This window comes from Thalassotalea sp. G20_0 (assembly GCF_017744175.1).
Taxonomy (GTDB): Bacteria; Pseudomonadota; Gammaproteobacteria; order Pseudomonadales; family Endozoicomonadaceae; genus Endozoicomonas.
Genome location: NZ_JAGHQV010000015.1, coordinates 52001 through 66027 on the forward strand (window position 1 = coordinate 52001; position 14027 = coordinate 66027).

The 14027-nt window shown below is 47.3% G+C and carries 9 protein-coding genes; 7 read left to right on the forward strand and 2 right to left on the reverse strand.

Annotated features, from left to right (window positions below; genetic code table 11):
* Positions 1-99: 99 nt before the first annotated feature.
* Positions 100-1311 (reverse strand): hypothetical protein, encoded by a 1212-nt coding sequence (locus J7438_RS11095; RefSeq protein WP_209276585.1) that lies wholly within the window; start codon positions 1309-1311, stop codon positions 100-102.
* A gap of 126 nt (positions 1312-1437) precedes the next feature.
* On the opposite strand from J7438_RS11095, the gene J7438_RS11100 reads away from it, so the two are divergent.
* Genes J7438_RS11100 through J7438_RS11110 form a run of 3 tightly spaced genes read left to right on the forward strand, consistent with a single transcriptional unit; the run spans position 1438 to position 5021 of the window.
* Positions 1438-1677 (forward strand): hypothetical protein, encoded by a 240-nt coding sequence (locus J7438_RS11100; protein ID WP_209276586.1) that lies wholly within the window; start codon positions 1438-1440, stop codon positions 1675-1677.
* A gap of 23 nt (positions 1678-1700) precedes the next feature.
* Positions 1701-3419 (forward strand): hypothetical protein, encoded by a 1719-nt coding sequence (locus tag J7438_RS11105; RefSeq protein ID WP_209276587.1) that lies wholly within the window; start codon positions 1701-1703, stop codon positions 3417-3419.
* A gap of 39 nt (positions 3420-3458) precedes the next feature.
* Positions 3459-5021 (forward strand): hypothetical protein, encoded by a 1563-nt coding sequence (locus tag J7438_RS11110; RefSeq protein ID WP_209276588.1) that lies wholly within the window; start codon positions 3459-3461, stop codon positions 5019-5021.
* Positions 5022-5045: 24 nt separating this feature from the next.
* On the opposite strand, the gene J7438_RS11115 is transcribed toward J7438_RS11110, so the two are convergent.
* Positions 5046-6431 (reverse strand): L-cystine transporter, encoded by a 1386-nt coding sequence (locus tag J7438_RS11115; protein ID WP_209276589.1) that lies wholly within the window; start codon positions 6429-6431, stop codon positions 5046-5048.
* 337 nt (positions 6432-6768) lie between these two features.
* On the opposite strand from J7438_RS11115, the gene J7438_RS11120 reads away from it, so the two are divergent.
* The 4 genes from J7438_RS11120 (at position 6769) to J7438_RS11135 (ending at position 14002) form a co-directional block, all read left to right on the forward strand.
* Entirely contained in the window at positions 6769-7716 is a 948-nt protein-coding gene (locus J7438_RS11120; protein WP_209276590.1) for a hypothetical protein, read from the forward strand.
* Positions 7717-7813: 97 nt separating this feature from the next.
* Complete coding sequence (locus J7438_RS11125; protein WP_209276591.1) at positions 7814-12433, forward strand: hypothetical protein; 4620 nt, start codon at positions 7814-7816, stop codon at positions 12431-12433.
* A 147-nt stretch (positions 12434-12580) separates the two neighbouring features.
* Entirely contained in the window at positions 12581-13201 is a 621-nt protein-coding gene (gene bamJ, locus J7438_RS11130) for a BamJ family beta-barrel-assembly machinery protein (protein WP_209276592.1), read from the forward strand.
* A gap of 201 nt (positions 13202-13402) precedes the next feature.
* On the forward strand, positions 13403-14002 hold the full coding sequence (locus tag J7438_RS11135; RefSeq protein WP_209276593.1) for a hypothetical protein: 600 nt from the start codon (positions 13403-13405) through the stop codon (positions 14000-14002).
* The last annotated feature ends 25 nt before the right edge of the window (positions 14003-14027 follow it).

Below are 14027 nucleotides of genomic sequence, written 5' to 3' on the forward strand. Positions count from 1 at the left end.
CAAAGAGCACGAAGGAAAAGAAAATCTCTTCTTTGTGCTCTTCGTGTCCTTCGTGGTTCCGTCTTCAACTTCCCGAAGCTGGGAGTAGGCGCTTAATGTCTACCCTAAGAATGCTTCCAGCCGGGCGATGGCATGGGAATTACCCGATTTTTTGGCATAATCAAGCGCAGTATTGCCAGAATTTCCGGATGAATTAAGATCAAAATCCAGCTCGCCTGCATGATCATACAAGTAATCGAATACGCTGTTGGCTTTATAATAAGCGCATTGACGAAAAGCGAGGCCAAATTCTGACTTGCCGATACTGGCGGTTATCTTTTGTTTAAGTTGTAAAGCAATTTCTGAGGCGTCGATTAAACCGATTAACTTAATATTATGTACTACCGATTTAATATCCTGCATAGCTTTTACCGCTTTCTTATCACCCTTGATTTTCTGCTCAAAAGATTCAATCTCATCATCTGAAATCGGGAGGAAATCATTACTCCCCGTAAAAGAAACAGAGTAGTCTCCGCGTAACCCAAAGTTGAGAAAAATTTCTACAGGGGTTGTATTTAACCCATTACCCGGAATGATCCGATCATTAAAAGGATCGACAAAAATCAAATTTGGTAGTTTTTCCTGTAACAAGAAAAAAAAATCCGCAACATCCATGGCAATTCCAGGTCGTTTTTCATATTCAACACCGTATTTAGCGGTAACGATATTCATTTGATCAAACAACCGCTCCATAGACTGGTTATCGGCAATTAACAGGATACAATGCCCATCATGTGGAGTATCACTGTTGCGTCTGTTAGCAAATTGGAGCACCCAGAGAATATCGGCGGGAACACCTGCTTTTAACAGGTTTTGCCGACACTGATAAACCTGGGGGCCACAATCACCAAAACCGTTTTTTGAAGAGAACTTGAAATATATATCGCTGGTTCTGATCTGGGATAGATCATAGTTTTGTCGAAATATTCCCTGTAAACACTGGTAGCCCAAATTCATTTTTTTCACCTGCCCGGTAACAAAAGAACCGCGATGCAATGTCATCCTTACCAAATCGACTGGCCTCAGGCTGGGATAATGTATGCCAAAATCCGTGACAAGATGGCTGTTTCCTACCACTTCATTTCGAGTTGCCGCAACGACACGGTTGAGAAACCGGGCATTTTCTGCGATATCCTCAACCCTGGTCGAAAAGCCACGCCAACACGGAGCGTCAATACTTTTGGGACGGTTTGACTGGGCTGCTTCCGATGTGGGCAATGGTAAACCATGAGCTGTTTTCGACTCACTGTTTTGGGAGGCTGACGCTTGCATTGCTGTTGTTCCTTGCCAAAATTCAAGCATTGGACAACTCGGATTGAAGGCCGTTCACTTGGAGGCTGATCGGAATTTACTGTTACCGCAACAGGGCCGTCTATTCTCAGACAGCCCCATTGGAGTTTGTCGTACTTGATCGGCGGGTCTACGTTAAATCCGGCCGTTGCTTCAGGCCAGACTGGCACCCACTTTATCCTGGAACAAGCGGGAAGAACGCTTTGGGCCATGCCCCGGGTGCTGCCGGGCGATTCGGGAAATTTTCCTGCTATCGGGTTGATCAATTTAACAAAAGTAAACAAAGAATATCTGCAGATTATCCGGCAGCCGTTATGCTTTGCAGTTAAAAATCCACTTGAATGCTGACAGTCAAGGTGAAGCAGATCATTATGGATACGGTTGTCAATTACACTGAATTAACCAGCCTTTCTGGTCAAACACCCGTTCACAAATCAACTCAAACGGAGCCTGACGCAGGAACGTCGGGATCCTTGGGGCCTTATGACGTCAGTCGTGTAGATGTTGACGAAGTGGTAATGTTTACCGGTTGTCTGCCTGATAAGGAAATTACTGTAGAAAAGGGCAGAGTCGTCGTGAAGATTTATCCGACTTTGAATGTTACCGCCCAGAACGAAGAGGCCAATGGCGCATCTTTCAGCATCAGATTTCGCAGCTTACCCGTGAATCAGACACCCGCAAACCTGACAGAAACAGAAGCTGGTGGCAGTGAAGACTTTGACTGGGATTACTATGTTGAATGTACAAATGTGGACAACAGTGAGTCAATACCAGTGAATACAGCTTCCGGATCTCACAGTTCTGGAGATTCCGGTATTGACAGTCATTCAGCAGCTCATGTTCAGAGGGTTATCAGGCAACCAGTCCTGCCAGCAATGAGAGAGGATTCGGTATCTTCAGATACGAGCGTCACTGAAGGATTTGTTACCGGTTCAGCTTTATCAGTAACATCGTCTTCTCTTGATAAAATGGCATCTTCTGGCAGAGAGTCTTGCTATTCCGTAGACTCTAACAGCAGTTCTTTGAATTCTGCCAATAACGCTCTATTCAGAAATGGCCAGAAGATTTGCGAGATCGCTGACATGATAAGTGTCCCGGGTCGGCGTAAAGCCCCTGTATCCAGAATGATATTTAACAGGCTTATCACCTATGATCCGAGCACCGTACCTCCCTGGTACATAAGTAAATACAAGTTTATAAGGTCTTTGATCACTAGTGTTGAAACTTTCATTTTGAAAAGCGCTGCCAACGGTATGGGCTGGCGTGATGCGAATGGTAAAGGCATGAATCTTTTTAAAGGTTCGGCTGATCTTTCGAGTTATCCGTTGAGTTCAAAATTTGTATTCTGGTTTGAAAATAATACCAGTATCTTCGAGTCTATTTGTGAAGCTGCGCAGCTGCTTACCAGTGTCGAAAATCAGGTTGACCGATGCTTTGGTGGGTCAACCAGAACCAATCCCATAGATCGTGTTAAGCTTTATGAAACGCTGTCTTTTAAACAAAGCGATAAAGCATCCATCAAAAACAAAAGTCGAAGTAGAGATTCACAACTGTTATCTGATTGCTCTTCTGCAATTTTTTTCTATTTCAGCAAATTTATCTCGAAATTAGAGCTTGCGCTACAATCGAAAAAATATAATAAAGACGAGGCATCGATTGCCAGAAAAATAGCCGATCATACGATTCTGGAAAAAAAGAGAGGGAATTTTGATTTATTAAATGCCTGCGTAAATTATAATTTAGCGGTTCGGTTGATCAAGAGAGAATATGAACTGACTGTTTTGGCTCAATACGATGCAGAAAGGAGGGCCGATGAACAGTTGGACGTCGAGGTCGAACCCGGAGATTTGGATGTTATAAAGCAGTTACTTGTCCTGATTGAAGCCCTGGAGGAAGAAGGCAGAGCCATTCTCAGTGACTACCAAACCTGTATTGATACCCTGCCAAGAGCGGTAAAAGGCCAGAGCTTTGAGGAAAGGGTGTTACATATGTCTGATAATGGTAATGGTTATGCCTGTAAGCCATTACAGGACATAAAGTCAACATTGACTACCATATTGAAAAATCATTCAGTCAGCCTGACAGATTAACCGGGTTGGTTCCTGCTGCTCAAGAGAAGCAAATCATTTATGGATGCGGTCATCAATCAAACTGAATTGGTCGATCTCTCAGGAAGAATTCCTGTTCATAAATCAACTCAAACGAATGCTGATGCCGCAAGTTCCGGATCTCTGGGTCCCTATGAGGTTAGCCATATAGAGGAAGTGGTAACATTCACTGGTAGTCTGCCTGATAATAAAATTTCCCTGGAAAAGGGAAGAATAGTCGTGAAGATTCAACCTGCTTTGAATTTTACCTCTCTGAACGACGAGGATAGCAGACAATCTTTCAGCATCAGATTTCAAAGTTTACCCACGAACCAATCATCAGTTAATGGGGCAGAAGAAATTGGCGGTGCAGGTTTTACTTCGGATACGAGCATCAGTGACAGATCCTTTAGCGGTTCGGGCTCCATAGGAACAACCTCTTCTCTTGATAGAAGGTCCTCTGCTGACAGAAAGTCTCACTACTCTTTGACATCTGACAGCAGATCTGTGGATTCCGCCACTGACAGTCTCTTAAAATCTGACCGGAAGATCTATCGATTTCCCAATGGTCAAGTGATCCGTGAGATAGCGAAAAAGATCCGTCGTCCATGTAATGACTCCGTATCCGAGGTAATAATTAGTAAGCTTATTTCTTATGATCCGAATAAAGCACCTGACTGGTATAAAAGTAAATATGAATTTAATCAATCGTTGAGGACTTATATTGAAATTTTTATGTTGAAAAGCTTTGCCTTCTGGATGGCCTGGGTCGATGCTGATAATCATCGCAAGCGTCTTTTTTCCGGTTCGGGCATTCAATTGAGCCCAAAATTTGTTTTCTGGATCGAAAATAATATGAGTGCCTTCGAGCGTATTTGTAAAGCCGGGGAACTGCTGGCCGCTGTCGAGAGGCATATTGAACAGTGCCTTCGTGGGAAAATTAAAAAATCCATAAGTCGTGTTGAAATCTATGAATCACTCTCTTTTAAAGAGGGTGATAAAGCATCTATTGACAACATAAATCAGAAAGGCAAATCAACACTGCCTCAAGATTGCTATCACGGGATTGTTTTTTATTTCCGCAATTTGATATCAAGACTGATGGAGATGATAAAAACAGAAAAATACACTGTAAGAAAGCGAGAGATTCACAGAAAAATAGCTGACTATACGATTGTGCAAAAAGATAAAGGGAATTTTGATTTGTTAAAGGCCTGCACAAATTATAATGTGGCGGTTCGATTGATCGAGAAAGAGTATGAGTCTTCTGGTCTGGCTGAATACGATTCAAAAAAGAGGGTCGATGGCAAGTTATTTGCCGAGGTTAACTACTCCCTTGTAGATCCCGGGCATTTGGACGTTATAGAGCAGTTAATATTCCTGATTGAAACTATAGAGGAAGAAGGACGGGCCATTATCAATGAATACAAAACATCCATTGATGCTCTGCCAAGAGCAATAGAAGGTAATACCTTTGAAGAGAGGGTGTTACAGATGTGTGATAATGGTAATGGTTATGTCAGCAGGCCACTGAATAGCATAAAGTCAACATTGAATAAGATATTGGCAAATCATCCGGATAGCCCGGAGCAGCCACCGGATTGATTCCCGGAAGAAAATCCACAGCATTCACTTATCCAGTTCAAGGGAAGCCTTGCGGTTGAAGGTTTCCATATCCACCTCACCCATGGCTCGACCACTGACAAAGCCGGTGGTAATGGCACCACTGACATTGACGACAGTTCGGCCCATATCAATCACCGGCTCAATGGAAATTAACAGACCCGCCAGTTCAACAGGAAGGCCGAGGGCCGAGAGCACAATCAGTGCCGCAAAGGTTGCGCCACCACCCACTCCAGCCACGCCAAACGAGCCGATAGCGATGGTCACTATCAGAGTGCCAATAAAGCTGAGGCTGGTTGGGTCAATACCCACGGTGGGGGCAATCATCACGGCCAGCATGGCAGGATAAATGCCCGCACAACCATTCTGCCCAATCGTGGTACCGAAAGATGCGGCAAAGTTGGCCACGCCTTCAGAAACCCCGAGGCCCTTCGTCAAAGTCTGAATGGTCAGCGGCATGGTGCCCGCACTGCTCCGGGAGGTAAAGGCAAAGATCAGTACCGGCAACGTTTTCCTGATAAACCGGATGGGGTTGGCACCCACCATGGTTATCATGATCAGGTGAACCACCAACACAGCAATCAGCGCTGCATAAGAGGCAATAACAAACTGAAGCAATTGCAGTATGTCGGTGACGTTACTGCCTGCCACCACTTTGGTCATCAAGGCCAGAATACCGAAGGGGGTCAGATTCAATACCATCGTCACGATACGCATAACAATGGCGTGGACAGCGTGAACGGTTCGCTCAAAGTGGCTGGTCTCTTCAGGCTGCTCAGGATCCAGACCCAGCGCCGCGACACCGATAAAAGCGGAGAAAATCACCACGCCGATAATGGAGGTGCTCCGGGCTCCGGTCATATCCATAAACGGGTTGGCAGGGATCAGACTGATCAGCATGGAGGGAATTGACAGGTTTTCTACCCTGGTCACCGTGTTAAGCAGCTGCTCCCCACGAGCCGCTTCACGAACACCGGAGGTAATGGACTCGGCACTCAAACCAAAGCCCAGGGCGGAAATAATACCAATGGCAGCAGCAATGGATACGGTGACCATCAGCAATGTCAGAATCCAGCCACTGATCCTGCCAAGGGTGCCAGCACCTTTCAGCTTCAGGATAGCCGAGATCACGGACACCATGACCAGGGGCACAATAATCATCTTCAACAGACTGACATAGCCGTTGCCAACAATATTGAACCAGTTGATGGACTCGGTCAGGGTCTCAGAAGGGTAACCATAAAAAAGCTGTAAACAGGCTCCGTAACCCACGCCCATGCCCAGGGCAATAAATACCTGCCAGCTGAACGGCAGGCAGTGTTTCTGGAAACGGTAGAGCAAATAGAGCAACGCTACCATGATGAAAATATTGGTCAGTACTGCTAAAGACATGGTTCCTGGTCCTTTCCTGTTTCAGGTGTTATCAATGAAGCCCGGTATGGAAATACTCTCAGCCCGCATTTTGGTCCGGGTATTAAGTTAAGACATAAGAACTATTACTTTAGTTTCATAAAACAGGGTGAGTTCTACTGCCAGCAGTAGAAAGCTGGCCATCACTCAAATAGAGATGTAGAACGTTAACTCTTGGGACACGCAGCCTGGTCATTTACCGACCCTGACAGCGAACTTGTCAAGCAGCAGAGTCGTCTAGAATAGGCACTGTTGATAAGGATTTACATGGGAGCAAGGAATTCAAGACAACAACCCTGGCAATTGAAACTTAAATATCATGGATACTCATTATCACTCATCTGTCGGGCACCGGGTTCCTGGTGCAAAACGGATGTCAGAACCTCCATTAGTTGACTCTTCCCGGAAAAGGTCTCAACCAGAAGTCGGTCTTGCAGAGAGCCGGATGAGTGCTTCTGCACCGGAAAGGACGATTGGTTCCTATGAAGTACATCAGGTTTTTCCATCAAGCAGAGTGTCAGCGGCGGCATTGCCAAGTCATTTGAACTCGCTGGTTGGTCAGATCGCTCAGCTGCAAAGAATTACGGGAACCGATTTTCATCAAATAGAGCGTTATCACAAACATCATGTTCGTATTCCTGTACTGAAAAATATCTTTGCAGAGGCCCGACTTGGCAAGCTTCCTTCACTTTCTCAGCTTATTGACAACAGAAAGCAGCATATCGACGGTTTAGGTGCAAAGTTCGGTGGAGTAGTTGGAGAGCCGGTTTATGTTTATCTCCATCTTTTATTATTTTTGCACAATCGGGGAATAACAGGGATTAAGCATCTGGCACCTTACCATGAGGTCAAGCAATCCCTCATTGAATACTGGAACTTTCTCGTCTGTCCTGAACATCTTGGGGAAAAAGTTCAAGACCTTGGCAAACAGATTTTAGGTAGCTCCTTGCCATCTGAAAATTTGCAGGGTCTCGATCCCGTGCAGGAAGAAAACTTACTCATTGCTTTTTCTGTCTGTATTGAAACGGTTGAAGAAAGATATTGGCTGGAACATAAGTCAATCAGTCCATCCAGGCTTGCATCCTGCAAAAGAACCAGTTCATCACTGACCAACAGCAATATGCTCAATCTGCTCCATGATTTTCTTTCTCTGAGCTATGATGGCAGGGCAGATCGCGTGGTGAGGTCATTGCCAGCCAGCGTCGTGCAGTTTTTAGATGTTGAGCTTGGCAACAAAGCATTTATGGCGCTTTTACAGGTTGGCTGATGAACCTAATAATCATTTTGAGGTCAAAGGCGGTATTTAAAGTCTGATTGTTCAGGGTTTTATTCTGAAAACAACGGTATCAACCTATGCCCAGTGTGTGTCTGCTGGTAAGCGGGAAGCCGGTTCAGCCAGGCCTCCTGATCGCAGTAGAAGTACATTTAACGGTAAAAGAGTCGTAAACCGTCAGTCTTATAGAGGCAGTGCCACCACCCCGGATTATGGCAGACAACTGGAAGAAGCCTTTTGGCAAAATAAACAATTACAAAGACGTACAGTTACCGTGGCTGATGTGCTTACCGCCTTTAGCAATGATACAACGTCGATCAGAAGTGGCTTTTTCCTGCAAAGGCTCTGCTTGGAGAACGTGCTGGCTGGCAACAGAAAAGTGTCGCCGGATCAGGTCATTCAAGAATTCAACCGAAAACCGGATCGAAACAATAAGTGCAAACTAGCGATAGCACGCTTTAAGTCAGAGTGTTGCCTGAAGGGTCTGTTGTTGCTTGGCCAGAAGGTGACACCGGATGCGGTGGTTAAGGATTTCCAGGCAATCAAGGCATTACTTGCGCTGGCACGCTTCAAAGCGGAATGTTGCCTGCAGGGCCTTACGTTGCGTGGCCAGCAGGTGACACCGGATGCGGTGATTAAGGATTTTCAGGGAGCCAACGCAACACTGGAGCTGGCACGTTTTAAGGAGCTGTGTTCGCTGAAGGGTCTGATGTTGAATGGCAAACCAGTGTTACTGGATGAGGTAATCAAGGATTATCAGGCAGCCAGAGCAATGCTGGAGATAGGGCGCCTGAAGGAGCGATGTTGCCTGAAGGGCCTGCCATTGAATAGCCAGCCGGTCACAGCAGAAGCTGTAGTTCAGGATTATCACGCAGCCGGAGCGACACTGGAGCTGGCCCGTTTTAAGGAACAATGTTTCCAGAAGGGCCTGATGTTAAACGGGCGGCCGGTCACAGCGGATACGGTGGTTAAGGGTTACCAGGCAGCCGGGGCAACACTGGAGCTGGCGCGTTTTAAAGAACGATGCTGCCTGAATGGCCTGGTATTGAATGGCCAGCCAGTCACACCGGATCTGGTGATTAAGAGTTTTCCGGATAGTCCGGCAGGCAAATTGGGGATAGCTCGCTTCAAAGAGGAATGCTGCCTGAGGAAGCTGCCATTACATGGCCAGCCGGTCACAGCAGATGCGGTGATTAATGACTTTCAGGCCATCAAGGCAATACTGGAGATAGCGCGTTTCAAGGAAGAATGCTGCCTGAGAAGCCTGAGGTTGAATGGCCAGCCGGTCACAGCGGACGAGGTGATTAAGGATTTTCAGGCAACCGGGGCAATACTGGAGCTGGCGCGCTTTAAGTCGCAATGCTGTCTGAACCGCCTGCCGGTGAATGGCCAGCCGGTCACAGCGGATGCGGTAGTTAAGGATTTTCAGATGGCCGGGGCAAAATTAGAACTATCGTACTTTAAAGAGCAATGTTATCTGAATAACCTGCCATTAAATGGCCAGCCAGTCACACCGGATGCCGTAGTCAAGAGTTTTCAGGTGGCCGGGGCAGGACTGGAGCTGGCACGCTTCAAAGCGATATGTTGCCTGAATGGCTGGCCGTTGAATGACCAGCAGGTCACACCGGATGCGGTGATTAAGGATTTCCCGAATAATCCGGAAGGCAAAATGGGGGCAGCGTACTTTAGGGCGCAATGCTGCCTGAAAGCACTACCGGTGAATGGTCGACAGGTCTCAACGAATGCAGTGGTTAAGGATTTCCCGGCTAGTCCGGAAGGCAAACTGGCGATAGCGCGCTTCAAGCAGGAATGTTGTCTCAGGAGACTGTCGTTGTATGGCCAGCCGGTTACAGCAGATGCGGTGGTTAAGGGTTTTCCGGATAGCTGGGAAGGCAAACTGTCGTTAGCGCGCTTTAAAGAGTCGTGTTGCCTGAGCAACCTGCCATTGAACGGGCAGCCGGTCACTGCGGATGCAGTGATTAAGGATTTTCAGGCAGTCAGGGCAACGCTGGAGATAGCGCGCTTTAAGGAACAATGTTGCCTGATGGGCCTGGCATTGAATGGCCAGAAGGTCACACCGGAGGCAGTAGTCAAGGATTTCCCGGATAGTCCGGAAGGTAGGCTGGGGATAGCACGCTTCAAGGAACAATGTTGCCTGAAGGGCATGATGTTGAACGGCCAACGGGTTACACCGGACGCAGTGATTAAAGATTTTCAGGCCGCTAAAGCAATACTGGAGATAGCGCACTTTAAAGAACATTGTTGTCTGAAGGGGCTGCTGTTGAATGGCCAACAGGTGACAACCGATGCAGTGATTAAGGGTTATGAGGCCTCTAAAGCAATGCTGGCTCTGGCACGCTTCAAGGCGGAATGCTGTCTGAGGGGAATGCCGATTAATGGTCGGCAGGTCACTGTGGATGAAGTGATTAAGTATTTTCCGGATAGTCAGGAGGGCAAACTGGGCATAGCGTACTTTAAGGAACAATGTTGCCTGAGTGGCCTGCTGTTGAATGGCCAGCAGATCACACCGGACAGTGTCGTTCAGGGTTTCCCGGATAATCCTGAGAGTAAACTGGCCGTAGCGCACTTTAAGGCACAATGTTGTCTGATGGGATTGAGGTTGAAGGGTCAGCGGGTCACACCGGAAGAGGTGGTCAAGGGTTTCCCAAATAGTCCGGAAGGCAAACTGGGGATAGCGCGCTTTAAGGAGCAGTGTTGCCTGAGGGGAATCGTATTGAATGGCCAGCCGGTCACGCCGGATGCGGTAGTCAAGGATTTTCCGAATACTTCGGAAAGCCAACTGGGGATGGCGCGCTTTAAGGAAAAATGTTGCCTGAGGGGAATCCTGTTGAATGGCCAGCCGGTCACGCCGGATGCTGTGGCCAGAGCCTTCCCGAAGAGTCCGGAAGGAAAACTCGGGTTAGTACGCTTTAAGGAACAATGTTGCCTGAGAGGCCTGCTGTTGAATGGCCAGAAGGTCAGGCAGGATACGGTGATCAAGGCCTATGAACGGAGCAACTGGTTGCTCGAAAGAGCGATTTTTTATGCTCAGCTGGCATTGAATGCCAGTGAAGTGAATGGCAACACCCTGGATAACCAGATTGTATTGGCAGCATTTGATAAAGCCCGCGGGAATCATTCTGCAAGGCAAGCTGAATACCTGATGCAAAGGTTGAAACAACCTCAGTGGTACGATGAAGCCAACGAAGATCAGGAGATCATTCAAAGGGCCTGGCAAATCTTAAACAGCGTACCGGCTAAAGATCAGCACAAGCGGCTGAAATGTGTATTGAAATTCATGGCTATGCAGTATGAATTGACCATTGATCATCGGAGCGTGTCAGCAGAACAGGTATTGCGATCCATCAAAACACTGAGGTGCTCATTTCAGAACTCACGCCTGTATTTTTTCTTCCTGGCACACTGCTGTATCACCGGACGGCCTGTTAATGGACGACAAGTCCATAAGAATCAGGTTTTGGAGTCCCTTCAGAGTTTTCCCCGGGAAAGCAACCTGCGCCATGCCCTGGGCTACTGGTTTGAACAATACAGTTCCGCAGCCAACCTGATGGATGAGTTAATGATCAGACAGGAGCATGCCATTGCTCCGGGGCGGTCCAATTATAATCGACGTGAATATGCAGCCCCTGCCTCACCAGCGCCATCCGCCATCAATCCCGGCAGGGCAGCCCCACACCCTGTTCAGCTTAAGGAATACCTCAAAGAAACAGAAAATACCTCTGCCGCAGTTACCGTCAATGCGGCTCAAACTCTAAAGCACCGTCCAACAGAGCGGCCAGCAACAGGTGGACCGGAGTGTTCTGACAATCAGGCTCCGCAGTTAAATGAGCTCACGCTGAAAGCTCTGGAGATTATCCAGGAAATCAACCACTCTTATGCCAATCCCCCCATCCTGATTACCGGTTCATACTCACGTTTTTTACAGAACCACTGCTTATCATTTGATGATATCGATATTATCTGCACGACTGAGGTGTCTGCCGGAATGCTCGTTGAAAAACTGCGGGCACTGAATACCGACAAGGATTCAGACATTCCCCAGGGTGTCATCATCTGGCGAGTCCCGGGGTGTCAGGCGATTAAACTGCCAAACGCCTACAATATTGATCTGAAAGACGGTGATCTGGGCATGAAAGCAATGGGGCTTCAGGTCAATATTGATGACAGAGTAACCGATGCAAAGGCAGTGGCCATTCAGGTTTCCGGCGTTGATCGGCCGGTATGGTGTTTGCCGTTTACTGAAGAGACCAGATTACTGAACAATACGCTGGAATACCTCGCTGAGAACCTTGATCCACTGACTGAAAAATTGCAGAAAGGCACGGTATTTCCCATACCCCGCACCATTCTTTTTAATCATCCTGAAAGCCCCAATGAGCGTATTTATGGCTTGTTTATGCGCTCCCTGCTGACCCTGAATAAAGCCAGACAGTTCATCGCCCTGCACTCTGCTGCCCCCCCCCGGGAACCTGACGACCTGACGAACCTGCTTCAGGAACAACAACGCCTTCATGCACTGACGGAGAATCTGCAAATGAAATTGCGTAACCATGTTCGCCGTCGTGATTTTGAGCACAGGGTTAACGGCTGGCTATTGACCAATCCGCCTGTGAATAATCACCAGATCAAGGGGAGGGATTTTATCAAAGCACTGATCGCGATGGTTGGGCCTGCCAATTCCGCCTCCTGAGAATGGTTGAACCAAATAATATGCACACATTGGCAATTAACCAAATGAACTCATACTGTAGACCGTTATCTGACCATCAGATATCAATGGATGGCCTGCTAATCGTGTTATACTCCCGCGCTTAATTCCTTTAGAAGTTGATAATTAATGTCTGATATTTACCAAACCATGGAAGAGCGGGTCAGCTACGGTATTGGTCGCCAGATGGGCGATCAGCTGGCCTCCAACCCCATCGCGGGCTTATCGATTGATGCGGTTCTGGCTGGCCTTGCAGATGCCCTGAACGGTGTCGAAAGCGCTGTTGCCCACGAAGACCTGCACGCAGCCTTTACTGAAATGCAAACACGCCTGCAGGCAGAAGAAGCGGAAAAGGCTCGGGTGCTTGCTGCCGAAGGTGAGCAGTTCCTGGCGGAAAATGCCAAACGTGAAGGTGTTCAGGTCACGGAATCCGGCCTGCAGTTTGAAATAATGGCCGAAGGCGATGGTGAAAAACCAACCCGGGCCAGTACGGTAAGAACCCATTACCATGGCACACTGATTGACGGAACCGTATTCGACAGCTCCGTGCAACGGGGAGAGCCTGCAGAATTTCCGGTATCCGGTGTGATTGCCGGCTGGACGGAAGCGCTGCAAATGATGAACACAGGTTCCAAGTGGAAGCTGTTTGTTCCTTATCACCTGGCTTATGGTGAACGTGGAGCCGGTGGTGCCATCGGTCCATACACGACGCTGGTTTTTGAAGTGGAACTGTTGGCTATTGTTTCCTGATCGATCAGGGCCTTTCAGATCCCTGTTTTTAATGACAGGGATCTGAACAACTCCTCATTTCTTCGATAACCACTTCAAAAGAAATAAATGTTTCTTTCCGAATTTAAAATCAAACTAAAAATAAATATTCATCTATTATGGTACTTTGTAAAGATCGTGAGACCGAAATAACTTGATAAAAGATTTAAAGGTACGCTACCGATGAATAATTTTAATTCCCATTTTGGTCAGTCAGGCGAATATCCATTGCCCGGCCAATTTTCGCAGACATCGATGCCAGACAGGCCTCAACAAACCCCATTTTCGCCTACTACCCAGCGAAGCCATTCTTCAACAACCCCCAAGACTGCAAACGGTCTGCCGTGTGCATCAGCCCAACCTACTTCTTTCATGCATCAGGCCACTTCACAGCCAAATGATGACAGCCCTTCATGTCCGTCCCAGCCGACAATATCAGTTTGTTATAGAGAAGTGACTCAATATAAACAGACAACCTTTCAAGCTACTCCGGAAAAATTACGTCAATTCTGTCCGGATGCTTTACTGGAGCAGGGTTTTACCGAGATTCCCTTTGTTGATGACCTTTTACTCGCTACATCTCTTCCTGATCAACAAGCTGTGCAAGTACTGCGCACCGTCATATCATCTAATGTAGAACTCAATCGAAACCAGCATACACAGCCAGTACCGGCACAAAGCCATTATTCAGCGGTAGAACCTGATTCTGGCTGCTCCTCTTACCCGGCGCAATATCATCAAAGCCATCACTATCCTCACAGAAACCGACGTGAAGGCATTTAACCTGTGGTATCCGACAACATCTGAA

Excerpts from the sequence above, each read along its gene's own strand:
- J7438_RS11110 (WP_209276588.1), top strand. The coding sequence starts at position 3,459 with ATGGATGCGGTCATCAATCAAACTGAATTGGTCGATCTCTCAGGAAGA.
- J7438_RS11135 (WP_209276593.1), top strand. The coding sequence starts at position 13,403 with ATGAATAATTTTAATTCCCATTTTGGTCAGTCAGGCGAATATCCATTG.
- J7438_RS11120 (WP_209276590.1), top strand. The coding sequence starts at position 6,769 with ATGGATACTCATTATCACTCATCTGTCGGGCACCGGGTTCCTGGTGCA.
- bamJ (WP_209276592.1), top strand. The coding sequence starts at position 12,581 with ATGTCTGATATTTACCAAACCATGGAAGAGCGGGTCAGCTACGGTATT.
- J7438_RS11115 (WP_209276589.1), bottom strand. The coding sequence starts at position 6,431 with ATGTCTTTAGCAGTACTGACCAATATTTTCATCATGGTAGCGTTGCTC.
- J7438_RS11095 (WP_209276585.1), bottom strand. The coding sequence starts at position 1,311 with ATGCAAGCGTCAGCCTCCCAAAACAGTGAGTCGAAAACAGCTCATGGT.
- J7438_RS11105 (WP_209276587.1), top strand. The coding sequence starts at position 1,701 with ATGGATACGGTTGTCAATTACACTGAATTAACCAGCCTTTCTGGTCAA.